The following is a 22,261-nucleotide window of genomic DNA, read 5'->3' on the forward strand; positions in this document are numbered from 1 at the left end:
AGAATGGCCTGAGCCGCCAGGGTCAGCGCAAACAGCCAGCCCAGGGAAACCAGACGCTCTGCCGGCGGGAAGGGCTGCCCCGCGGCCAGCGCACCGCCGATGGCGTACAGCACGCCTGCCAAGGCCACGCACAGCCAGCCACCCAGATACCGGCTCAGGACGATCTCCCGGCTGGCGTAGGGCAGCATGGCGGCGAAGGTATCCCACTTGGCCCGCTCATCATAGGACATCAGGGACATGGGGAGCATCAGTCCGGCGTAGACCACAAAGAAGGCACTTAAGTTAAGGGCCTGGTTGGGGATCAGGCAGAAGATGGCAATTAAGAGAAGAAAGGCTTTCATCTGTTTCCACATCACGCGGAAATCTTTGTACAGTAGTGCATGCATTGGGAAGGAACTCCTTTCGGTTTGGTTTGGTCAGGGGGATGGGGCACGGCGAAAAACGTTAGAGAACAAAAAGGGGAGGAAGATGGCCAACTGAATGAGGGTGGAGGCTGTGGCTTGTATCCATGTGTCGGCTTGAGGAAGCATAAGTGGCAGATTGTTGTTACAAAAATGTATGAGAATAGCCAACCATATGTTGTGGGTCTTTAGATAAATGAAAGCCAGAAAGGTCCCAAAGGCGATGCAGTTGAGACAAGAAAGCAGAAAGGAAGGACCAATTTGTGTCAAGGAATCATGATCAAATGACAAGCTGGAGGGAAGGTGCCAAAGGGCCCACAGGACCCCAAAGAGCAAGACGCCTCGGATTGGCCCCGATTTCGTCTGCAATGCCGGCTGAAGATAGGTCCGCCAGCCGTACTCTTCTCCAAAGAAACTGGAAAATTGGAGGAAGAAAGAGGGCAGAAGAAGGAACAGAGAGGAGAAAGAAACGGCTGTGAAGGCAGCTTGGGGAGTACCTGTGATCAGGTTGTTTGCCACAGCTCGTACCACGAGTAGCGCCAAAAACAGAAGCAGCAGAACACCGGATAAAGTCCATTGCCTGCCAGTTAGGCCGTAGGCGGCACGTAAGTCCGACGGTTCGTCCAGATAAAAGACGATAGTGGCAAGAGAGACAGCAAAGTACAGGAGGGGAGTGACCGTAGACAGAAAATGTTCAGGGAGAAAAAGTCCGCATAGAGCCCACAGCCCCACAATTGCTGTCAAACCCAGAAAACGCCGAAAAAAGGTTCTGGGTAACAGGGGATCTTCTGCTCGATAGACCAAGCTTACAACCATTGCGCCGGCAGCAGGGCAGAGCACATTAAACAAAGAGAAACTGGACAGGGAGTGGAGGCTGTTTCCCGTCAAGGAGAAAATAGCTGGGACCAGGAACCATAGGAAAGGCAGAGCGAAGGCGATGGCCAGGAAAACGAGTAGTTCTTTGTTTTCTTGACGCCAGGTGGAAAACGGCCGTAGTTTCATGAAGAGATCTCCTTCTGAAAAACGATATGGAACGTTGGGGAAAGAGACGCGTGAGACACCCTACTTTACTTACAGGGAGTCACTGCATTTCGGTTTGAGTTTTGGCCAAAAAGAGGATGATATCTTCTAAGGTGGTGTGCTCGGTGACGAAGGCGGCGGGAATCTGGTTCCGTTTGACCAGGGCCTCGGCCCCATAGGGGCCCTGCTTCACGCCAGCCACTGCGGATCGGTCCAGCTCCGCCAGCTGGGCGGGGGAGAGTTTTACAATGGCGTATTCCTCCAGCAGCTGGTCCTTCTCCTCGAAGAGGATCAGCTTGCCCTTGTGAAGAAAGGCGATGTAGTCACAGATCTTCTCCAGGTCGCTGACAATGTGGGAGGAGAGGACCACCGTGTGGGTCTCATCCCGGGTGAATTCGTTGAACACGTCCAGGACCTCGTCCCGGACCATGGGGTCCAGTCCGCTGGTGGCCTCGTCCAGCAGCAGGAGTTTGGCCCCGTGGGACAGGGCGGCGGCGATGGCCAGCTTCATTTTCATGCCCCGGGAGAAGTCCTTAAACTGTTTGGTGCGGGGAATGTCAAAGCGGGTCAGGTAGCTTTCGTACAAGGGCTGGTCCCACCGGGTATAGGTCAGGGACATCAGCTTACCCAGCTCCAAGGGGGTGATGACCTCGGGCAGGCAGGCCTCGTCCAGCACCACCCCGATGTCCTGCTTGGTCTGGAGAAAGTCCGGGCTTTGGTTGTCGGTTCCCAGCAGGGAAACCTGCCCGTCCTCCCGGGACGTGGCGTTCATCAGGAGCTTCAGAGTGGTGGATTTTCCCGCTCCGTTTTCCCCCACCAGCCCCAAGATGCAGCCGGCGGGGAGGGTGAAGGTGATGTGGTCCAGGGTAAAGCCCTGGTAGGACTTGGTCAGGTCCCGGCATTCGATGGCGTTCATAGCGTACTCCTTTCCATCAGGCGTGGGTTTCATACAGCAGGCGGAACATTTGAAGCAGTTCCTCCTCCCCCAAACCGCAGCTGTCGGCCAGGGAGAGAATTTCCGTCATGTGTTCCTCGATCTGGGTCAGATAGGCTTCCCGGACCAGCTGGGTGTTTTTTTCCGCCACATAGGAGCCCTTGGCGGGGACGGTGTAGAGGTACCCCGCTTTTTCCAGCTCCTCATAGGCCCGTTTGGTGGTGATCACGCTCACCCGGAGGTCCTTGGCCAGGGCGCGGATGGAGGGCAGGGCCTGACCCGGCGGAAGGGCGCCGGATAGAATTTGGTTGCGAATCTGGGTGTAGATCTGTTCATAGATGGGTTTGTCGTTGGCGTTGCTGATGAGAATGTTCATGGGAACCACCTATTCTGTTCATGTACGGTATATACAGTATACGCAGAAAAATGCCCCCTGTCAAGGGGGCAAAAAGGGAGTTTCTTGGTGGGAGAGGGAGTTCTTAGGCCAAATCTTCCGGGAGCAGGGCCATAAGGTCCTCCCGGGAGGGAGCCGATAGACCGGCCACCCGGTCAGCCTGCCGGGCTATGGCGTCCTCGAAAAAGTTCCGGACCTCTCGGGCGTTACCAAAGGATTCCCCTCGATGGTCATAGAGGGACTGAAGGGCCGCCGACGCTTTGGTGTCGGCCTCGGGGGAGAGAGTATAGCCATTCTTTTGGCACAGACTGCGGAAGATCTCCAGCAGCTGCCCGGCGGTGTAGTCCGGGAAGAACAGGGATTTGTTGAACCGGCTTTCCAACCCGGGATTGCTGTGGAGGAACCGCTCCATGGGGCCGGGGTACCCGGCGACGATCACCACCAAGTCCTTCCGGTGGTCCTCCATACCTTTGAGAAGGACTTCAATGGCCTCCCGGCCAAAGTCGTTGGGACTGTCCCCGGGGGCCAGGGCGTAGGCCTCATCCAGGAATAAAACCCCGCCTAAGGCAGACTGCAGTACCGTTTGGGTTTTCAGGGCGGTCTGGCCGACGTATCCGGCCACGAGACCGGCCCGGTCCACTTCCACCAGCTGCCCTTGGGACAGCACGCCGATGGACTTGTAGAGCCCAGCCACCAGCCGGGCCACTGTGGTTTTTCCTGTGCCCGGATTGCCCAGAAAGACCATGTGGAGGGAGAGCGGGGGCGTGGGGAGGCCGGCTTCCTCCCGAAGCTGACGGACCTTAACCAGGTTCATCAGGCTGCGGACCTCGGCCTTAACGGTTTCCAGTCCACACAGCTCGTCCAGCTGGGCCAACAGGGCCTCTGTCGTGGGCTCCTCCGTCGGGGCGGAGGGAGCGGGGGTCTGAGGGCCTGGGGCGGGGATAGGCGCAGGCGGCGGAGCGGGGGAGTCGGGCAGGGAAGGGGCAGGGGGTACGGGGGTTTCCCGGCAGGCTCTCCCGCTGCCATTGGGTGAACCACTGGTCCAGATAGGACGCGATGGCCGATGCTGCCTCCGGGGTCCCTGGGCCGGCGGCCTGGGCGAAGAGGGTCAGCGCGGCGGCCAGGGTATCCAGAAAGGCCCGGGCGGTCCTGTGGCCGGTCTGGCGGTCGTAGGTACATAACCGGGAGAAAAAGGGGGGCGCGGGAAGGGCGGTGCACCCACCGGCCTGGGCGGTCAGTGCCCAGAACAGGACGTCCGGGGGACGGACGCTGCCGGAGTAGAGGGCGTTGTACCAGGCGGTATGGGCCGGGGAGAGGGGCGTACCGCCGGCCTGCCAAACGGCCAGGGCGCACTGGCGGAAAAACGGGTCCCCCTGCTGCCGCACGGCGATCCGCAGGCCAGGGTCCGGAAGTTGGGAGAGGAAGGCGGCCATGGAAGCCGCGTATTGCGTGTGAAACTGTGTGGTGTCCATGTGAGTGCCTCCCTGTTAAGAAAATGTGCCCACCAGGAAGAACACCAGGTCAATCCCCATAAGCACGGCCAGCAGAGCGGCCAGCCTGCCCCGGGCCCGGGGGGAGAGGGCGGCCAGGCCCCGGTCCAGCAGGGGCTGCAGGACATAGAGAAAGAACAGGCCCCCCAGGCCGAAGCGGATAGAGGGGGAGAGGGCGATCCGCCCTTGAAAATGGTAGCGGTAATTGACATAGGTCTGCCAGGGCCAGCTCCCTGTCAGTGCCTGGCAGAGATAGGAGGCGCCCAGCTCCACCAGGGTGGCTGAGACCATGCAGCCGACAAAGAGGAGCGGCAGCCAGAGCAGCCGCTGTTTCCAGGGTTTGCCCTGGATCAGCCGGTAGAACAGGAGCAGAAACAGCAGGGCGCCCACCCCATAGACCGGGCAGTAGGGACCAAAGAGAACCCCTCGGTTGGAGAACCCCCAGCGGTAGACGACCACCTCCAGAAAGACCTCGTAGCACCAGCCGAACACGGAATAAAAGACGAAACACAAGAAATATTTTTGGAAAAATTGGCAGAGCCGTTTTCCCACGGAAAGGGAGGATACAGGGGAGGAGACAGCAGGCATAGTGGTTCCTTTCCCGGGCAGACACAAGAAGCGGGCCCGTCACAAATTTCTTTCACTATACTGGAAAAATCTTGGCAGGTCAAGGCACGCGCCATTTCCCCGGAGAAGGTTGACGATGTTCTCAAACCTGTGGTACAATACGTTAAATTATGACGAGTCTTTCTGAAATGGTAAAGTTTTCCTTAGCATAGATCACATGAGGAGGAAACCAAAATGGAAACCAAAAAGATTACATTGAGGAGTCAGACGGTGCAGTGCCCTCACTGTGGGGAGTACTATTCCGTGACCTATAAATACTGCCCGTTCTGTGACGCCGGCCGCCAGGAGGAAGAGCGGAAGCTGGCGGAGAAGAAGAAAAAGAAGCAGGCTTTTTTTGGAAACCTCTTCGGCAGCCATGAACCGGAAAAGAAGAAAAAGCAGGCCAAGAACCCCGATCAGGTGGAACTGGACAGCGCGCACGCAGAGCGTCCACTGCGGGAGAAAGGCCCTCGGGAGACCGGGAGCAGGGAACCTGCCATGCCCAGAGAGCAGATCGAGAAAGCGCATGCGCCCAAGGACTCTGGGCAGAAGGAGCATGTGGGGAAGGAGCCCATGCGCAAAAAGGAACCGGTCCGCCGGCATGGCGCCCGGAAGAAAACCAGTGAGATGACAGAGGAGGAAAAGGCGGCCCACCTGGCCGAGCGGGAGGCCAGAGCGGCCGCCCGGAAGCGGGAGCGGGACCGGTTGGCCCGAGAGGCCGCCCTGGCGGCGGCGGAGACGGTGGAGGCACAGAAAGCGCCCGCCGAAGCGCCGGCGCAGGTGGAGGTCCCCACGGTGGAGGCAGGCCCCGTCTTTGAGGAGGTCACTGTCCCTGAGACCTTTGGCTTTGCCGAGCCCCCTCTGGTGGAGACCGATCCGGCCGCCTTTGTCCAGGCGCCGGTTTCTGCGGAGGGACCGGTGGTGAAGACAGAGCCCACGCCTGGAGAGAGCCAGGAGATTCCGGTCTTTGCCCCTGGGGCAGAGGCGGACCAGGCGCCTGTGGAAGAGAGTGCCAAGACCCAGTGGGACACTCTGAAGGACCTGGAGACCTTGTCCCAGGCCGCTGACGAAGGCGCCCCTGCCATCCCGGTCATGCCCCAGGCAGAGCATACGGAGGTCCAGATAGGGGAGACCGTGCCCGCCGCGCCGGCCCAGGAGACAAAGAAACCCGACGGGGAAGAAACGGCCGCCCCGCAGGAGGGGGTCCCGGCGGAAAAGCCCGTGGAGACGGAGGAGGACCTGGACGCGCTGCTCAGTGAGATTCGGGATTTGCTGGCGGACAGCCCTGTGCCCAAGCTGGACCCGGAACAGCTGAAAAAGCCGCCGCAGCCTGTGCCGGAAGTTTCCATTCCGGACACGGCTCCGGTTCCCCCGGCGGAGGCGCCCGCAGCGGATGCTGCCCCGGCCAGTGCCCCCGCGGAGAGTCCTGCCCAGGCGGAGCCCGCGCCGGAGATCCCGGCGGTGGAGGAACCGACCATTCCCATCGGGGAGATTCCCTCCCAGGAGATCGGGCAGGACGCCGGCCAGGCGCCGGCGGAGCAGGTGCCCGCGTCGGTTTTTGACGAACAGCCCACCCAGGTGATTCCCACCCAGGAAATCGCGGAGGAAATGCAGGCGCAGGAGGAAGCTGCCCCCCAGGAGGAGCTGCTCGCGGCGGTTCGTCCGCCCCGGGAGCGGGCCCCCCGGGAACGTGCAGCCGCCCGGAAGCCGGAGAAGAAGACGAAGAAAAAGGGCGGCCCCAATGTGGTGCTGATCCTTCTGTCTCTGGTGATTGTGGCAGCGGCCGCGTTTATTGTGGTGCGCAATGTGGTGCCGGCCTTCCAGGACGGCATCCTTGGCGGCGGAGAACCGAAGACGGCGGAAGGCCTGACCCTGGACAGAACGGCGCTGGACTTGGCGGAGGCGGGAACCACCATGGCGCTGGTCCCCACCTTCTCTCCGGAGGGGGCCACGGCCCAGCTCACTTGGACCAGCAGCAAGCCGGAGGTGGCCACGGTGGATGAGAAGGGGACGGTCACGGCGGTGGCCCCCGGAACCACGGTCATCACCGCCTCCATGGAGAATGGACAGAAGGCGGAGTGTACGGTCAACTGCACTTGGTCCGCAGATGCCCCCAGTCAGGAGCCCGCCGGGACAGAGCCTGCGGCCAATGGAGCGGACGCCCCCGCGGAGACAAAGCCCACCCTCAGCGCCAACGACATTACCCTGGACAGCGAGGGGGACACCCAGCAGATTACGGTGACCGGCGCATCGGGGGAGGTCACCTGGACCAGCAGCGACACCAAGATCGCCACGGTGACTGCCGACGGCACCATCACCGCGGTGGCCCCCGGCCGGGCCACCGTGACCGCCAAGGTGGGGGACCAAACCCTCAACTGTGCGGTGCGCTGCATTTGGTGAGGAGGGACCGCCGTGAATGAGGTGATACGCGCCCTGAAGGAGCGCCGGAGTATCCGGTCTTACCGGACAGAGCAGGTCCGGGAAGAGGACCTGCAGCAAATTTTGGAGGCCGCTACCTATGCCCCCAGCGGCATGGGGGCCCAGCCGGTGATCCTGGTGGCGGTCCAGGACCCGGCGACCATTGCCCGCCTGTCTCAGCTGAACGCCGCCGTGATGGGGACGAAGACCGATCCCTTCTACGGGGCCCCCACGGTGGTGGTGGTATTGGCCGACCAAAGCCGCGCCACCTGGCTGGAGGACGGCAGCTTGGCCATGGGCAATTTGATGCTTGCGGCCCACGCCCTGGGCCTGGGCTCCTGCTGGGTCCATCGGGCCCGGGAGGTTTTTGCCGGAGCAGAGGGGCAGGCACTGCTGCGCCAGTGGGGCATCCAGGGCAAGTATGCCGGCGTGGCCCACTGCCTTTTGGGGTATCCCGACGGGCCTCTGCCCGAACCCAAGCCCCGAAGGGAACATAGAATTTACCGCCGTTGAAGTACGGCTTTCCCCCGTAAAGCAGAACACCCCCAGCGCCATCCGGCGCTGGGGGTGTTCTGGTTGTCTGGAGAATGGACTCAGCGAATTTGTCCATCCCCGTGAATCACGTATTTATAGCTGGTCAGCTCCTCCAGGCCCATGGGGCCCCGGGCATGGAGCTTTTGGGTGGAAATCCCCATCTCACAGCCCAGGCCGAACTGCCCCCCGTCGGTAAACCGGGTGGAGGCGTTGACGTAGACCGCGGCGCTGTCCACCAGGCGGGTGAAGAGGTCCGCATGGGCTCGGGTCTGGGTGAGAATGGCCTCGCTGTGGCCGGTGGAGTGGCAGTTGATGTGGGCAATGGCCTCCTCCACGCTGTCCACCACCCGGACGGCCAGGATATAATCCAGAAATTCCGTGTCGAAGTCGTCATACCCGGCGGGGATTCCCCTGCCCAGCACCTCCATGGCCTTGGGGTCCAGCCGGAGCTCCACCGGGGGCTGGCCGGCCTCCCGGCGGCGGACCACCAGGCGGTCCCACAGCTGGGGCAGAAAGTCGGGGGCGATGTCCCGATGGACCAGGCAGACTTCGGCGGCGTTGCACACCGAGGGGCGGCTGGTTTTGGCGTTTTCCACCACCGACAGGGCCTTTTGCAGGTCGGCGTCGCCATCTACGTAGATGTGACAGATTCCGGTGCCGGTCTGAATGCAGGGGACCTTGGCCTGGTTGACACAGGTTTGGATCAGAGAGGCGCCGCCCCGGGGAATGAGCAGATCAATATAGCCCACGGCCTGCATGAGTTCATTGGCGCTGGCCCGGGTGGTGTCGGTGACCAAACTGACCAGGGCAGTGGGCAGGTGATGCTGTGTCAGAGCTTTGTGCAGGGCGGACACGATGGCGGTGTTGGAGTGAATGGACTCCTTCCCGCCCCGCAGGACGCAGACGCTTCCCGCCTGGAAGGTGAGGCTGGCGGCATCTGAGGTGACATTGGGCCGGGACTCATAGATGATGGCGATGACCCCCAGGGGGACAGAGGCCTTGTTGACCTGGAGCCCGTTGGGCAGGGTGTGGGAGGCCAGGGTCCGCCCCACCGGATCGGGGAGGGCCGCCACCGCCCGGACGCCGGCGGCCATGTCGGCAATCCGGCCCTGGGTCAGGCGCAGGCGGTCCTGCATCACCGGGGAGATGGTGTCCTGGGCCGCGGCCAGGTCCAGGGCGTTGGCCGCCAGAATGGCGGGGGTGTCCGCCTCCAGGGCGTCGGCCATGGACAGAAGAACGGCTTTCTTCTCCTCGGTGGAGAGGGCGGCCAGGGCGGGCTTGGCCGCCAGCGCCTCCTCCAGCAGGGGGCGGGTGATGGTCAGCTCGGTGGGGTCGGCAGCGGCAGAGGCGGAAAATTCGTGGCCGCTGAAAGCGGGCGGCGGATAGCAGGGCATCTCGCCGGAGGGAGGGGGAAGATTCATGGCAGTCTTATCCTTTCTTTCCGCGGAAGCGGCTGCCCACGGGCTTGCCGTCCGCGATGTCATAGAGTACAGAGGGAGAGGACCCATTGGCAATGACCATGTCACAGCCGGCCTGGGTGCAAATGTCCGCGGCCTGGAGCTTGGTGGACATGCCGCCGGTGCCCAGGGAGGACCCCGACCCGCCGGCCAGTTCCCAGATCTCCCGGGTGAGCGCGGGGATTTCCGCGATGAGGGTGGCCTCTGGATGGGTATGGGGGTCGGCGGTGTAAAGCCCGTCAATATCGGACAGCAGGATCAGCAGGTCTGCCTCCATGCTCACGGCCACCACGGCGGCCAGGGTGTCGTTGTCCCCGATCCCCATTTCCTCGGTGGCCACGGTGTCGTTTTCGTTGATGATGGGCAGGGCCTTCAAGTCCAGCAGACGGCGCATGGTGTTGTGAAAGTTTTGAAAGCGGTCCGGGTGATCCACATCGGCGGCGGTGAGCAAAATCTGGGCCACGGTGTGATTGTACTCGGCAAAGGCCTTATCATAGGTATACATGAGCTCACACTGTCCCACGGCGGCGGCGGCCTGCTTGGTGGGGGTGTCCTCGGGCCGGTGGGGGAGGGAGAGTTTGCCCGCCCCCATGCCGATGGCCCCGGAGGAGACCAGGATGATCTCATGACCGGCGTTTTTCAGGTCACTGAGGACTCTGCACAGTTCCTCCACCCGCCGGATGTTCAGCAGGCCCGAGGGGTGGGCCAGGGTGGAGGTGCCGATTTTCACCACAATACGTTTGTTTTCCATGGGAAGGCTCCTTTGGAGAACCGAGGGCGGGGAGTGCCCGCCGGTATTTTTTGGGAGTTTTATCGTTTCTATTGTACTGGATGGAGCGGGGCCTGTCAACGCCGGAAGGGGAGGAAATAACGGGAACAGGAGCTGGGGCACCGTGGTGTCCCAGCTCCTGTTGTACAAAGAAGGCGGGGGCTCACAGCCCCGTTAAATGCCGGCGCAGCAGGTCCAGGGCGGTCTGGGCGGCCTGCCGGCGAATCCGGTCCCGGTCCACCTGACCGGCGTGAAGGGGAACCACCTGGCACTGCTCGCCCCAGGCCAGGCCCAGGTAAACCAGGCCGATGGGATTGCCCCGGTCGTCCGGCTCCGGGCCGGCCACGCCGGTGGTGGACAGGGCGATGTCACACCCCAGAACGGCTTTGGCCCCTCGGGCCATGGCCTCGGCTACCTGGGGAGAGACCGCGCCGTATTGGTCCAGCAGTGTCTGAGGGACCCCCAAGACACCGGCTTTCACCGCATTGGTATAGCTGACAATGCCCCCCCGAAACAGGGCAGAGGAGCCGGGCAGGTCGGTGAGAAGCTTGGCCAGGAGACCGCCGGTGCAGGACTCGGCGGTGCCCACGGTGAGCCCCCGCTCCTTCAGCAGCCCATAGCAGACTTCCTCCAAACAGGACACATCCACCCCAATGACCTTGTCCCCCAGCAGGGCCTTGACCTGGTCCACCACAGGGGTAATGCGGGCCAGGGCCTCCGCCTCGGTCCGGGCGTGGGCGGTGACCCGCAGCTCCGTGCCGGTGGGCTTGGCATAGGGGGCCAGGGTGGGGTTGTGGAGGGAATTCATCAAATCCCGCAGCAGGGCCTCGGCAGCGGACTCCCCGATGCCGAAGGTTTTCACCGTGCGGGAGACGATCACCCCTTCCGAGAGCCCTTTCAGGTAGGGGACGGCCCGGTGGCGGAACATCATCTCACACTCCCGGGGCGGGCCAGGGAGCATCAGCACGTGGATGCCGTCGGCCTCCATGGCTACCCCGGGGGCGGTGCCCCAGTCGTTGTCCAGGACGGTGGCCCCCTCTGGGATCATGGCCTGCTGGAAATTGTTTTCCGTGACAGGCCGCCCCATGGCGGCGAACCGGTCCCGAATCCGCTGGGCCGAGGGCTCGTGGTACACCAGGGTCCGGCCAAAGGCCTGGGCCACGGCAACTTTGGTGAGGTCGTCACAGGTGGGGCCCAGCCCCCCGGTGGTGATGAGAATGTCCGCCCGCTGGCGAGCAATGTCCATTGCTTGGCGGACCCGCTCCGGGTTGTCTCCCACCACGGTGTGATAGTAGACGTTGATCCCCAGTTGGGACAATCCCTCGGAGATCATTTGGGCGTCGGTGTTGGCAATGTTGCCCAGGAGAAGCTCCGTGCCCACGGCGATAAGTTCAGCGGTGTGGCTCACGGGTGCAGCACCACCCTTTCGATGCCCTGCATGGCGGTTTCGATCAGACCGTCGATATCCAGGGCGGCCTCGGCCTCCTGGATTTCCTCCAGGGAGGGGCGGGTTTTAGGATGGCGGGGGGTAAAGACCGTGCAGCAGTCCTCGTAGGGGAGGATAGAGGTCTCAAAGGTGCCGATTTTCCGGGCGATCCGGACAATCTCTTCCTTGTCCATGCCCACCACGGGCCGGAAGATGGGGAGAGAGACCACCTGCCCTGTGACCGCCATGGCCTCCATGGTCTGGCTGGCCACCTGGCCCAGGGACTCTCCGGTGACCAGCCCGTGGGCCCCCACCCGCTGGGCCACCCGCTGGGCAATACGCATCATGAACCGGCGCATGAGCAGGGTGAAGAGGGACTCGGGGCAGCTGCGGCGGAGTTCCTCCTGAATCTCTGTAAAGGGGACCACATGGACGGTGAGGCGGCCGCACCAGGGGGTAAGCAGCCGGGCCAGCTCCAGGACCTTTTCCTTGGCCTCGGGGGAGGTGTAGGGGTAACTGAAAAAGTGGACCATCTCCAGAGCCAGCCCCCGTTTGGCCATCATCCAGGAGGCCACGGGGCTGTCGATCCCTCCAGAGAGCAGGGAGACGGCGGTCCCCCCTACCCCCACCGGCAGTCCGCCGGCGCCGGGGGTGGGGTTGGCGTGGACATAGGCGGCAAAATCCCGGACCTCCACGTGGACCACCACCTCGGGAGTGTGCATATCCGCCTGGATGTGGGGGAAGGCCTCGTTGAGTTCTCCGCCCACAAACTGGGACAGCTGGATGGAGGTCATGGGAAAGGACTTATCCGACCGCTTGGACTCCACCTTAAAGGTGCGGGCGGCCATCAGATCGTCCCGGAGGTAGGTTTTGGCGGTTTCCAGAATGGCCTCGGGGGTTTTCTCACAGGCCTTGGCCCGGGAGAGCCCCACCGCCCCGAACAGGCGGCGGAGGGTTTCAAAGGCCCCGTCCAGGTCACAGCCGGCCTCCTTGGGCTCCACGTAGGTGATGGACTGGCGGGAGTAAATGCGGAACTTGCCGTATGGCTCCAGCCGGCGACGGGCGTTGCCCATGAGGCGCTCCTCGAAGGTCCGGCGGTTGAGGCCCTTGAGGACCATCTCGCCCATTTTCAGCAGAAAGATTTCCTCTCCCACCGGGAGAGACTGGGAAGTATTTGACATAGCGGTGAATTCCTTTCGTGGGTGATGGAATAAACGCCGGGGTCCGGCGGTGTACAAGGGGCATTAAGATGCAAAATAGTCGGATTCCCGGTATTGGATGGCCTCGGCCAGATGGTGGGCCAGGATGGCGGCCGCCCCGTCCAGATCGGCGATGGTGCGGGCCACCCGCAGAATGCGGTCATAGCTGCGGGCGGTGAGCCCCATGTGCTCGTAGGCCCCTTTCATAAGGGCCTGTCCCTCTGGGTCCAGGGCGCACCAGCGGCGCAGGGCCACCTGGCCCATGGCGGCGTTGCAGGTGGGGCCATCGGGGCCGAAGCGGGCGCTCTGCCGGGCGCGGGCCTGGGTGACCCGGGCGCGGATGGCGGCGGAGGATTCCCCGGGGCTGCGGTCGGAAAGGGCTTCAAACTCCAGGGGAGGCACCTCGGCGAAAAGATCAATCCGGTCCAGCAGCGGGCCGGAGAGCTTGCCCAGGTAACGCTTCACCTGGGCCGGCGTACACCGGCACCGGCCGGAGGGATGGCCATACCAGCCGCATTTGCAGGGGTTCATGGCACACAGAAGGGTGAAGTCACAGGGGTAGGTCTCTGACGCGGCGGAGCGGACCACGGAGATGACCCCCTCCTCCATGGGCTGGCGGAGGACCTCAATCACGTCTTTATGAAACTCTGGCAGCTCATCCAGAAAGAGAACCCCATGGTGGGCCAGGGAGATTTCGCCCGGCCTGGGATAGGGATTCCCTCCGCCGGCCATGCCGCCGGCGGAGATGGTGTGATGAGGGGCGCGGAAGGGGCGCTGGGTGAGCAGAGGATGCTCCTTGGTGGTCAGCCCCATCACCGAGTGAATTTGGGTGGCCTCCAAGGCCTCCCGCTGGCTGAGAGGGGGCAGAATGGAGGGGAAGCGCCGGGCCAGCATGCTCTTGCCCGAGCCCGGGGGCCCCACCATGAGAAGGTTGTGTCCCCCAGCGGCGGCAATTTCCAGGGCTCGCTTCACCGGCTCCTGTCCCCGGACCTCCGCGAAGTCAGGAAGTGGAAGGGCATCCGGCGCCCCGGACCAGGGCGGGGCGGGGGTGATGGGGGACTGGCCGGTGAGGTGGGCGGCCAGCTGTTCCACCGTCTCCACCGGGTAGACGGTGAGCCCCTCGGCCAGGGTGGCCTCCGGGGCACTGTCGGCGGGGACGAACAGACGCTGAATTCCCGCATCCCGGGCGGCCAGGGCCATGGGGAGCATCCCCACCACAGGGCGCAGGGTGCCCGACAGGGAGAGCTCCCCCACAAAAGCGCAGTGGGGGTCCGACCAGGTCAGCTGCCCGCTGGCGGCCAGGATGCCCACGCAGATGGGCAGGTCGTAAATGGTGCCGGACTTACGCAGGTTGGCAGGGGCCAGGTTCACGGTGATCCGCCCCACCGGGAAGGGATAGCCGTTGTTCTTGATGGCAGAACGGACCCGTTCCCGGGCCTCTTTTACGGCGGTGTCCGGCAGGCCCACAATGTCAAAATTGGGCAAACCGCTGGCCAGGTCGCACTCCGCAGTTACCTCGTAACCGGAAATGCCCTGGAGCCCAAGGGAGCGCACCTTATACAGCATAACAGCCCTCCTTCCCCTGTGCAGACAATATACCATATTCACTATGCCACAAAACGCGGGGAGATACAAGGGGCGGCATACATTTCTCCCTGGGTTTTCCAAAAATAACACCCTGCCGAGGGCAGGGTGTTGCTGTGGGAATGGATTCTTCTGTCAGATCAGAGCGCCGTTGAGGAAAGTGAGACCCAAAGGAGTGAGTGACACGTTGTCTTGGATTGTGCCGTCTGCGTTTTGAATGCAATAGCGAATGGTACCGGTGACCGAGCGGGTCACGTCCACATACTCCGTGTAGGTATCGGTGATCGGCATGGCATACCTGGGGCGGCCCTCCCGGAGATCTACGATTTCCGTGGGGAGGGTGTCGGAAAACATGAGCCAGCGCTGTAAATAGGATAAGTCCCGGCAAATATCCTCTTGGGAGAGGGCGGTCCCGGTTTTCTCGCCATAAGCCGCCGCCAACTGGGCGGCGCAGGTCTGTACAGGTGCACTGTTTCGGTAACTGACCATCTGAGCATAGGGGACGGCATAAAGCGCGATTCCCAGGGCCAGAAGCACCGCAAGAAGGATCGGCAGGAAGCGGCGCCAGGGTTTGGATTTCGTCATAAAAACTCCTTTTCTCAAGCGGGGTGGAAGGGACTTGGGGTTTCAGCCCGCATGGAGCCCCAGAAGTGTTTTCCCACACAGTAGACGGTATGGGTGCCGGCGGGCAGAGACAGGTCGGCGGGATCATCGGTCGTCCAGAGAAGGGAGGTGCCATCCGCGGAGAGGAAGAGGACCTTCACATCTCCGAACAAGGGGGCTGCGGTGACGGAGCAAACCTGCGCTTGGTCCAGATGCAGGGTACCCACGGCAGTGATCCCGGACAGTCCCCATTGATGGGAGGAGACGGTGTGGTCCATGGAGGTGCTGACAGAGGAGGAGATGGATTCCTCCAAGTGGAGAACCATGTCTTTCTTGGGCAGATCGTAGAGAAACGCCAAATCGTTGGAGTGCGTGAACCCTCGGAGAAGGAGCAGCAGAGAGCAGCAGAAAGCAAACCCGATGATCAGGCGGGGCAGTTTAGGGAGGAAACGAAACCGCTTCATAGAAACCCTCCTTAATTGCGCTCGAAAGAACTTTTGCAGGGGAGACACAGGCCAGCCTCCTGGAAGGGAAAAACATCCAAAAATGGAAAAAAGAAACGATGGTTTCTACGGATTATTTTATCATAAGTTCATCTTTTTTAAGGAAAGGTGATTCTTAATGAAAAACTCTCAAACTGTAATTCGTTCCATTTTGGGTACAGCCGATGTGGATATTCGTCCACTGGCCTACGCGGTGGATGCTGCTGTGGAGCTGATGTTTCGGCAAGGTATCCCGGAGGATGACATCGCGGTGACCAAGGAGCTTTATGCCAAAGCGGCCGAGCGCCTGCCGAAAGGGAAGAAGGGGAAACGCAGTGTTAAGACGGTGACCAAACAGATTCAACGGGTGGCGAATGCGTGTTGGGATACTTTGGTCCGGGAAGGGATGGTGGAGCACCACCTCGGCCGGCCGCGCAAAACCATCCCTGCGCCCAGAGAGATGATTTTCTATCTGGCCTCCCAGGCCTATTGGGAAATACCGTATTTCCAGGCGATGGAGGAAGGGAAAATTCCGCTTTTTTCTCCTCAGGAGAACCGAAAACCAGCCAGTTCCAGAAGAAAAAAGAAGGACTGAGGGAGGAAAAGATACTCCCCATCCCTATAACGAAAGAACAGAGGAATCTGTGACGGGAAATCCCCCAAAATTTTTATAAAGTTTTTGGGAGAAGTCCATAAAGAGCGCGGAACGTTGATTGCCACAAGAAGAAAGCGCAAAGGGCGGAGGGAAACTTCTCTCCGCCCTTTGTGCAGAAGGCGTTTTTCGCCTTGTTTTTAGGCATTGGACAGCATGGCGAAAAGAAGATAGCATACCAAAAAGCCAAAGGAGAGAATACAGCACTCTAAGGTAGGGAATTTATCTTTTGCGGCTTTTTTCATCATAGAGGCGAGGAGAAAGGGAATGCTGCAAAAAAAGGCAAGAACAATAGATTCATGATTCATTACCATCCTTTGTAGTTTCCAATCGGTTTTTCATAGAATGACCTCCCTCATTCCGACGTTCGAACCAAAGGCGGATGTGCGAACATTTCTTTATGCGGGTATGGTCTTATTTGTCGGGATGCCGAGGATATACTTTTGATTTGGAGATGATTTGATCCTTTTTTTCTTGCTTTATACAGTGTACAGGAAAAAAGAGAAAATGACAAGATTGATGGGGGAATTGTATCTAAATTGTAATAAGGTGCACAGATTTGTCGCTTTTCAGAATAAGTAATAGGCGGGTGACCCCTCAAATCCAGAAGAAGAACGGCGGCGGAAGGGACGGAAATATTTTTCCCTTTTAATAACGAAAGGACAGAGGAATTTGTGACGGGAAATCCCCAAAAAGTTGCACAAAGTTTTTGGGAGCGTTCCATAAAGAGAACAGAACATTGATTGCCAAAAGAAAGCACAAAGGGCGGAGAGAAAATTCTCTCCGCCCCATGGAGAGGGATACAGACTTGCCAGCGAGTTTCGTTCCTGGGGACTGGGCTTAGGCATGCTCTTTCAAAAAAGAAAATAGAGCGTTGCTGTCAAGGGTATATCGCAGGCCGTGGTAGAAAAGAAGGTTTCCTTCCGTGAGGACCAGTAGGTCGGACTCGCCTTGTGGGTGTTCCAGATAGAGGGTATAGCTTGTTTCCTCCAAGGGGTACTCCATATGGGGGTCCGCACCGTGAAAGGTTGCGTTTACGGTCTGAGCAAGGGAATAGAAAGCGGCAAAGGTCTCTTTGTCCCATATAACGGGAGAGGTTGTTTGGCTGCTTTGTTTCTTTGTTACGCTGCATGTAAGAATACCATCAGTCTCTCCAAGACGGTTTGCTACGGTGCTGGTGATTGGAAGTATGACGATGCAGGAGGCAATCAGAAGACAGACAACGATTCCTATGATAAGTCGTTTCATAATAATCATTTGAAAAATCCGGAATAACTCTGTGTATTCATTTTATCGTGTTTGCCGATGCCGACAGCGCCGTTAAAGACTTGCCGGGCTTCTTTGGACAAGTTTTGGGTGCTCTGTTTATACTTCGGGGAGAACACTTGGCCTTTATATCCGAAGTCTTTGTTGTAGGAACCCGCATACTTGGGGGAGTCGCAAGGCTGGAAAACAGCATAGGGAGATACCTCATCAAACTGCTGAGCTGACGGTGTAGTTGGCGTCATCCAGTGTGCGCTCCACAAAGGTGCGGATTTCACCGGGCGTTAGCAAATACCCTCGGGAGGGGAACAGGCAGCCATCGGAGAACACCATATTGAAGGGGCCTTCTCCCACGATGTCGTCCTGTGCCAGATCGATGTTTACCAAGTTGGAGCCATTTTGAATGACAATCAACATATACTGCCGCTGGCTGGCATCGCCGCTCCAATCTGTTTCATGGTTCGGGAGCAGATGCCGCTGGCGGCTCTCTGCCAGAAAGTCCAGAATGACCAGTTCTTTTTCCCGGTCTTCCTCTGTTTTGGGAGACCACACACGGAGTTCCCCATCGGCGCGGAGTTCCACTGCCTGAATGTGGGCGTCACCGCTCCGGGGAAGGACTGGCCCAGTGGTGTGGGGATAAAGCAGGAAAAATGCGACTGCGGCGGTTGCCAGTATGGCCAGGCAGAGGCATAAAATTCGGTTGCGTTTCGTCATAGCATCCTCCTAAAGGCACATATTCCCCCTCAAGAGGAGGCGAACGCCTCATCAACAAAGGCTCGAATTTCTTCCGGGTGGATTAGGGTACAGATCAGAGCATTGGGGAAAGAGGGATGGGGAGAAGATGGATAGGAATAGTTCACGAAAGCATCTTTGTCGTGGTAGGACTGGAATCCTGCTGGGCCCAAAACGATGCCGCGGGTACTTCCGTCTGGCATGGAGAGCATAAGGGTCATCACATCCCAATCGGCGGGGTACCCACCGTAAAGGGTTCTCTGGAAGGTATAACGTTCCTGGGCAGAGGAAAGATACTCCACAATTTTTTGGGCGATTGCCTGGTCCTCCTCTGTCGTGGGGACCCAAGAGTAGGACGTTCCGGAACCGTTGGGAGAATCCATGTGAATGACCGATAACTGGGTGTGTTCTGGTGAGCGGACAACGGCGTGAGGGGTCAGGAAGTAGGCAGCGGATAAAAGCAGTGAAGTCAGGCAAAGGATGATGAGCAGACTGAGGGTGTCCTTTTTGGTCATGAAATTACACTCCATTCATGAAAGGAGATGAAAGCTGGGGTATTAGTTTAGCATAGTGTATCAAAAAAGTTGAACGGTAGCAAGACGGGGGAATAAAAGAACAGAAGGGAATGAGAAAATGCAAGCCGGAGAAAATTGTTCTCTCCGGCTTACATTTGGAAAGGAATTAAACCTGTGGATTAATCAAAGTAGGAGGCCGCTTTTGCATTTTTGAATTTATCCAAGAAGGGCTAAATAGTTGCCCTTCTCAACGTCAATTTCTAAGACAGCGTCTCTCGCTGCTTGAAAAGAACTATATTGTGTCGAAAGGATTTCCTCACTCTTTTCGATTTCACCAAGGATTTGCGTTTGTTCAGAAGTAGAGATGCTGACTTGCTGGGAATTGCTTTCTGCTGCTGTAGGATTTTCCTGTTGGATGATGGTAGGATCGTAACCGTCTAATCCCTTGTCAAAAGATAGAGTTTCCAACAATTTCCAAAAACCATCTTCCTTAACCAATTTTACCTGGGCATAATCCCGGTTGACAGGGCTGGAGACGGTGTAGCTGCCATCCTCTTCTTGTGTTATCCACTTATTCCAGGTGGTGACTGTGGCAGAAACTGTGGCCTGAGAGCCATCTTCTGACAACGTAATTTCTGTGATATCGCACTGAGAGACTCCACCGGCAATGCAATTGTCAACTTCGTTCTGAAGACTACGGAAAAGATAGTCTCGGTTAAGCCATTTGTAGAATTCGTTACAGTGAGTATTTTGCGCATAATAACGGTCAACTTTTGCGTCGAATTGCGATGACAGAGTGTTTAACTCTTCTTGAGTCAAAGAAGAACTTTTTCCGTCTGGCGAAGTAAACATTCCCATCTGTACCTGAGTTTCATAGGCGCCAATAATAGAAAATCTAATCTCGTCGATATCTTGAGGAGTTGTGTCTCGGAAAGCAGAAAAAAGTAAGATAGTAACAATCAAGATACTAATGGACGTAAGCGCAAGGCCTACCTTCAGCATGGAATGTTTCATTATAGATATGCTCCCTTCTTGTTATGCTTTGATCTCAAATGCATATACACGAGTAGTTGCTTTTTGGGTAGAGTTCTGGCGATTATCAGGACGCCAAAGTACTTGCTTGCGATTTTCTGTGTGCTGATTAATTAGGTCGCCATAACCTTCTCCAGAAAGAGTTGACTTGCCATTATTTGCGACAAAAAATGCGCTATGATTCATAGTGCCATCACTTTCCCAGTCATAAAACAAGACAACTTTTCCCGTCCTGCTACTTGACAAATTGCTGCTATCATTAACATATGCGAAAGTGAGATAAGGTGAAGGGGAACCCTTTAAAGACCAAGAGCCAATTTTAGTTCCCCGCCCAGAGGTTTTTAAGTATTCTTTGAGTGAATTTGCATTGACCCACTGTGTACTATCAACTCGAACTACTGTATTACCGTGCCAGTTGGGAATACTCTTCCATGTGGAATCTTGAGATAATCCTCCTGCATATAAACACTGGGAGACAAAGTTTGTACAATCTCTACTATAAACGTTATATCCAACTCCTAAAGTGTTCATTTTGTTCGGGTTTATTGCATAGGTATTAGAATATGTAATAGCTTTTTGTGGAGAATAAGCAAACACAGAGGTAGCAAACATGCTTGTAAATAACAATATGCATAATAAGAAATAGATAATTTTCTTCATAAATGTTGTCCTTCTTTCTCGTATAGTACTTTGTTTTTTATGTTCTGGGATCTAATTTGTGTAGGTATCAACACCTCCTTTCTTGCATTGGCCCCCTGCCCCTCTACCCTATACATGTCGTGCCAACCCGATTTATTTGCATCGGGATCGAAAAAAATAAAAAAATTTTTCGGGCCGCATCGTTTACGGCCCGAAAAGGAAAAGTGACGGTTATGCCCTTACCGCATTAGAGCCGATCCAGGTGGCCCCGGTGCCGCTGGCGTTTTTGGCGTAGCAGTGCGCGGTGATGTAGTAGTATTTTCCAGGGGTTCCTTTGTATGTGAGGGAGATTACATTGGAAGCACAGTTCTTTCGAATCAGATTGGCGTTCTGATTTCGCGTAAAGGTGCGCACCGGCTTGTACGTTCCATTGGCTTGCCGTTCGTGAACAATAATTTCGGTGGCCCCCAGCTCTTGCATTATACCGGAGGCAGCAACGTCCACTTTAATCCGCAGAGTTCCGCCGCCCACGGCGGTTGCTGAAACATAAGTGTTGTTAAAATAATCACTGGCTCGGGCGCCGGCGGGAATGGCCATAGTGAACAGGAGCACCAGGCAGAGCAAGAGGGAAAGCTGTTTTTGACCAATGCGTTTCATGTGTTTTTTCCTTTCTGTTTCATTCGTAAATGGAATCAATCATTCGTTTCAAGGTGTCCGGGCTGAGGAAGCCGTGCAGGCTGCATTCCGTGGGCCCGTTTCTCCAAACGGCGGTGTTCCGCTCCATATTTCCCATGATGTAGTGGGAAATATGATTGGCGTAGTATTCCTCCACGGGACCTTTGTTTTTTTCGTATTGACGGGTGGGTAAGTCTTCAACAGTGTCATAAATTCCAACGCACAGAGTAAACTCCTCCCCATTCAGAGAGAAAACCACCACACAATAATAGCCGTTCTCCACGGTATGCCTCTCCACCTGCACCACGGAGCTGCCCGGCGGATACCAGGTGGGCAAAACAGGCCGGTCTGTCAGCTCGGACACGGTTTTTTCCACCTGCTGGTAGTCCGGGCTGCGGAGGACCGCCTCGGTCCCATCGGGTTCCCTGGACAGGAAGGAGAAGTTGGCGTCAGACCACTGCACCAAATTTTGCAGCAGACTGCTGCCCTGCACCGGAAGGATGGAAAGGCAGACCAGGACACAGACCACGGCCGCCACCGCCAGGGCGCGGCGGGGCGCTATCTTCCCGGCGCGGAAGGCATTCCACGCGGCGTCCACATCCACCGCCGGGGCGGCTTGGGGCGTTCTCTGTTCCATCACCTCCATGATTGCCATGACCAAGTCTGGATTGGAGTGGTCCTCTCCCGCGGCGAAATCCTGCTGGAGCAGGTCTTCCAGCGCTTGGGTGGAGAGCTGTTCCAACCCGGCGTACTGTCCCAGCTTGTTTTTGGGATCGTTCATAGTTTGGAACCTCCTCTCTTTTCTTTATGTCGTGCCGTGTCACTTTTTTTGCAGGGCGGATCAGAAAAATGTTCAATCTCCCGGTATATTTTTTGAAATCGGAGCTTGATGCGCCGGACACGGGCGGCCAGGGTGTTTTGGTTCAGGTTTTCCTCTGCCGCCAGCTCCTCATAGGTCATCCCTTCCAAATACAACCGTTTCAGCAGATCCAGATCTTCTTGGGAGACCAAACCTTCCAATTCCAGGTCGGCCCCCGGCGGAGGCTGGAAGGGTTGGTGGGACAGCGCGGCCTGGGCCTGGAGCAGGCGGGAGGCCCACTGCTGGTCGGCGCGGATCATGTTTCGGACCACGTTGTTTACCGTGTTGTACAGCCAGCCGGCGGGATTGGGGCTGGCGAACAGGTCCTCCCATTTGGACCAGGCAATGGCAAACGCCTCCTGGACCGCCTCCTCCGCCCGCCCAGGATCGGATGTCTGGGCGTTCCTGGTCAGAAGGGTTTGGGCGTACCAGACCAATTTGCTGTAATGGGCGCGGAACAGGGATTCTACCTCCCGGGCAATGAATTGCATTTCGGGTGCGGCCATGGGGGTACCCTCCTTTTCTTTCTCTTGCCATAGTATAGCAAAAATATTGGAAAAAAGAAGATACAATTCGA

The 22,261-nt window shown here is 58.2% G+C and carries 25 protein-coding genes; 3 read left to right on the top strand and 22 right to left on the bottom strand.

Annotation, left to right across the window (positions count from 1 at the left end; translation table 11 throughout):
* The 7 genes from DV520_RS09755 to DV520_RS09780 form a co-directional block, all read right to left on the bottom strand.
* A partial coding sequence (locus DV520_RS09755; RefSeq protein WP_133308854.1) for an ABC-2 transporter permease occupies nt 1-386 on the bottom strand: 386 nt, incomplete at its 3' end.
* Between the two features lie 30 nt (nt 387-416).
* Nucleotides 417-1,403: a CPBP family intramembrane glutamic endopeptidase gene (locus DV520_RS09760; RefSeq protein WP_117142594.1), complete on the bottom strand. Its 987-nt coding sequence runs from the start codon at nt 1,401-1,403 to the stop codon at nt 417-419.
* Between the two features lie 79 nt (nt 1,404-1,482).
* Nucleotides 1,483-2,337, bottom strand: a complete 855-nt coding sequence (locus DV520_RS09765; protein WP_021919238.1) for an ABC transporter ATP-binding protein — start codon at nt 2,335-2,337, stop codon at nt 1,483-1,485.
* 16 nt (nt 2,338-2,353) lie between these two features.
* On the bottom strand, nt 2,354-2,731 hold the full coding sequence (locus tag DV520_RS09770) for a GntR family transcriptional regulator (protein ID WP_021919237.1): 378 nt from the start codon (nt 2,729-2,731) through the stop codon (nt 2,354-2,356).
* Nucleotides 2,732-2,834: 103 nt separating this feature from the next.
* Nucleotides 2,835-3,623 carry an AAA family ATPase gene (locus DV520_RS09775; RefSeq protein WP_117142595.1) on the bottom strand — a complete coding sequence of 263 codons (789 nt, stop codon included), beginning with the start codon at nt 3,621-3,623 and terminating at the stop codon, nt 2,835-2,837.
* Nucleotides 3,583-4,221: a hypothetical protein gene (locus tag DV520_RS12340; RefSeq protein ID WP_165850086.1), complete on the bottom strand. Its 639-nt coding sequence runs from the start codon at nt 4,219-4,221 to the stop codon at nt 3,583-3,585. Before DV520_RS12340 ends, DV520_RS09775 begins: the two co-directional genes overlap by 41 nt.
* Before the next feature lie 15 nt (nt 4,222-4,236).
* Nucleotides 4,237-4,827, bottom strand: a complete 591-nt coding sequence (locus DV520_RS09780) for a putative ABC transporter permease (RefSeq protein WP_117142596.1) — start codon at nt 4,825-4,827, stop codon at nt 4,237-4,239.
* Nucleotides 4,828-5,040: 213 nt separating this feature from the next.
* Here DV520_RS09780 and DV520_RS09785 point away from each other — a divergent pair, with 213 nt between their 5' ends.
* Both DV520_RS09785 and DV520_RS09790 read left to right on the top strand, forming a co-directional pair.
* Nucleotides 5,041-7,245, top strand: coding sequence for an Ig-like domain-containing protein (locus DV520_RS09785; protein ID WP_117142597.1), 2,205 nt, complete (start codon nt 5,041-5,043; stop codon nt 7,243-7,245).
* 12 nt (nt 7,246-7,257) lie between these two features.
* Nucleotides 7,258-7,776 (top strand): nitroreductase family protein, encoded by a 519-nt coding sequence (locus tag DV520_RS09790; protein ID WP_021919091.1) that lies wholly within the window; start codon nt 7,258-7,260, stop codon nt 7,774-7,776.
* An 80-nt stretch (nt 7,777-7,856) separates the two neighbouring features.
* Here the strand turns inward: DV520_RS09790 and DV520_RS09795 are convergent, their stop codons facing one another.
* The 7 genes from DV520_RS09795 to DV520_RS09825 all read right to left on the bottom strand — a co-directional run bounded on the left by DV520_RS09795 (nt 7,857) and on the right by DV520_RS09825 (nt 15,299).
* The gene (locus DV520_RS09795) at nt 7,857-9,218 is read right to left on the bottom strand and encodes a glutamate-5-semialdehyde dehydrogenase (protein WP_242984683.1); all 1,362 of its coding nucleotides are present in this window, start codon (nt 9,216-9,218) and stop codon (nt 7,857-7,859) included.
* A 7-nt stretch (nt 9,219-9,225) separates the two neighbouring features.
* The gene (gene proB / locus DV520_RS09800; RefSeq protein WP_021919093.1) at nt 9,226-10,005 is read right to left on the bottom strand and encodes a glutamate 5-kinase; all 780 of its coding nucleotides are present in this window, start codon (nt 10,003-10,005) and stop codon (nt 9,226-9,228) included.
* A 181-nt stretch (nt 10,006-10,186) separates the two neighbouring features.
* Entirely contained in the window at nt 10,187-11,431 is a 1,245-nt protein-coding gene (locus tag DV520_RS09805; RefSeq protein ID WP_117142598.1) for a competence/damage-inducible protein A, read from the bottom strand.
* On the bottom strand, nt 11,428-12,630 hold the full coding sequence (gene thiI / locus DV520_RS09810; RefSeq protein ID WP_021919095.1) for a tRNA uracil 4-sulfurtransferase ThiI: 1,203 nt from the start codon (nt 12,628-12,630) through the stop codon (nt 11,428-11,430). Before thiI ends, DV520_RS09805 begins: the two co-directional genes overlap by 4 nt.
* A gap of 63 nt (nt 12,631-12,693) precedes the next feature.
* Nucleotides 12,694-14,214, bottom strand: a complete 1,521-nt coding sequence (locus DV520_RS09815) for a YifB family Mg chelatase-like AAA ATPase (RefSeq protein ID WP_021919096.1) — start codon at nt 14,212-14,214, stop codon at nt 12,694-12,696.
* A gap of 153 nt (nt 14,215-14,367) precedes the next feature.
* A complete protein-coding gene (locus tag DV520_RS09820) occupies nt 14,368-14,817 on the bottom strand; it encodes a hypothetical protein (RefSeq protein WP_021919097.1) in 450 nt (149 codons plus the stop codon).
* A gap of 14 nt (nt 14,818-14,831) precedes the next feature.
* A complete protein-coding gene (locus DV520_RS09825) occupies nt 14,832-15,299 on the bottom strand; it encodes a hypothetical protein (RefSeq protein WP_021919098.1) in 468 nt (155 codons plus the stop codon).
* Nucleotides 15,300-15,456: 157 nt separating this feature from the next.
* Here DV520_RS09825 and DV520_RS09830 point away from each other — a divergent pair, with 157 nt between their 5' ends.
* Nucleotides 15,457-15,912 (top strand): hypothetical protein, encoded by a 456-nt coding sequence (locus tag DV520_RS09830; protein WP_021919099.1) that lies wholly within the window; start codon nt 15,457-15,459, stop codon nt 15,910-15,912.
* 1,310 nt (nt 15,913-17,222) lie between these two features.
* Here the strand turns inward: DV520_RS09830 and DV520_RS12180 are convergent.
* The 8 genes from DV520_RS12180 to DV520_RS09870 all read right to left on the bottom strand — a co-directional run bounded on the left by DV520_RS12180 (nt 17,223) and on the right by DV520_RS09870 (nt 22,190).
* Nucleotides 17,223-17,477 (bottom strand): hypothetical protein, encoded by a 255-nt coding sequence (locus DV520_RS12180; RefSeq protein WP_021919102.1) that lies wholly within the window; start codon nt 17,475-17,477, stop codon nt 17,223-17,225.
* Nucleotides 17,443-17,946, bottom strand: a complete 504-nt coding sequence (locus DV520_RS09840; RefSeq protein WP_021919103.1) for a hypothetical protein — start codon at nt 17,944-17,946, stop codon at nt 17,443-17,445. Before DV520_RS09840 ends, DV520_RS12180 begins: the two co-directional genes overlap by 35 nt.
* Nucleotides 17,947-17,975: 29 nt before the next feature.
* Nucleotides 17,976-18,479, bottom strand: a complete 504-nt coding sequence (locus DV520_RS09845) for a hypothetical protein (RefSeq protein ID WP_021919104.1) — start codon at nt 18,477-18,479, stop codon at nt 17,976-17,978.
* A 216-nt stretch (nt 18,480-18,695) separates the two neighbouring features.
* Nucleotides 18,696-19,493 carry a hypothetical protein gene (locus tag DV520_RS09850; RefSeq protein ID WP_021919105.1) on the bottom strand — a complete coding sequence of 266 codons (798 nt, stop codon included), beginning with the start codon at nt 19,491-19,493 and terminating at the stop codon, nt 18,696-18,698.
* A gap of 21 nt (nt 19,494-19,514) precedes the next feature.
* A complete protein-coding gene (locus tag DV520_RS09855) occupies nt 19,515-20,171 on the bottom strand; it encodes an amidase domain-containing protein (protein ID WP_021919106.1) in 657 nt (218 codons plus the stop codon).
* 210 nt (nt 20,172-20,381) lie between these two features.
* Nucleotides 20,382-20,807 carry a hypothetical protein gene (locus DV520_RS09860; protein ID WP_021919107.1) on the bottom strand — a complete coding sequence of 142 codons (426 nt, stop codon included), beginning with the start codon at nt 20,805-20,807 and terminating at the stop codon, nt 20,382-20,384.
* Between the two features lie 19 nt (nt 20,808-20,826).
* Complete coding sequence (locus DV520_RS09865; protein WP_117142599.1) at nt 20,827-21,606, bottom strand: DUF4367 domain-containing protein; 780 nt, start codon at nt 21,604-21,606, stop codon at nt 20,827-20,829.
* Entirely contained in the window at nt 21,603-22,190 is a 588-nt protein-coding gene (locus DV520_RS09870) for an RNA polymerase sigma factor (RefSeq protein WP_117142600.1), read from the bottom strand. Before DV520_RS09870 ends, DV520_RS09865 begins: the two co-directional genes overlap by 4 nt.
* Nucleotides 22,191-22,261: the final 71 nt, after the last annotated feature.

This window comes from Evtepia gabavorous (genome assembly GCF_003425665.1).
GTDB classification, from domain to species: Bacteria; Bacillota; Clostridia; order Oscillospirales; family Oscillospiraceae; genus Evtepia; species Evtepia gabavorous.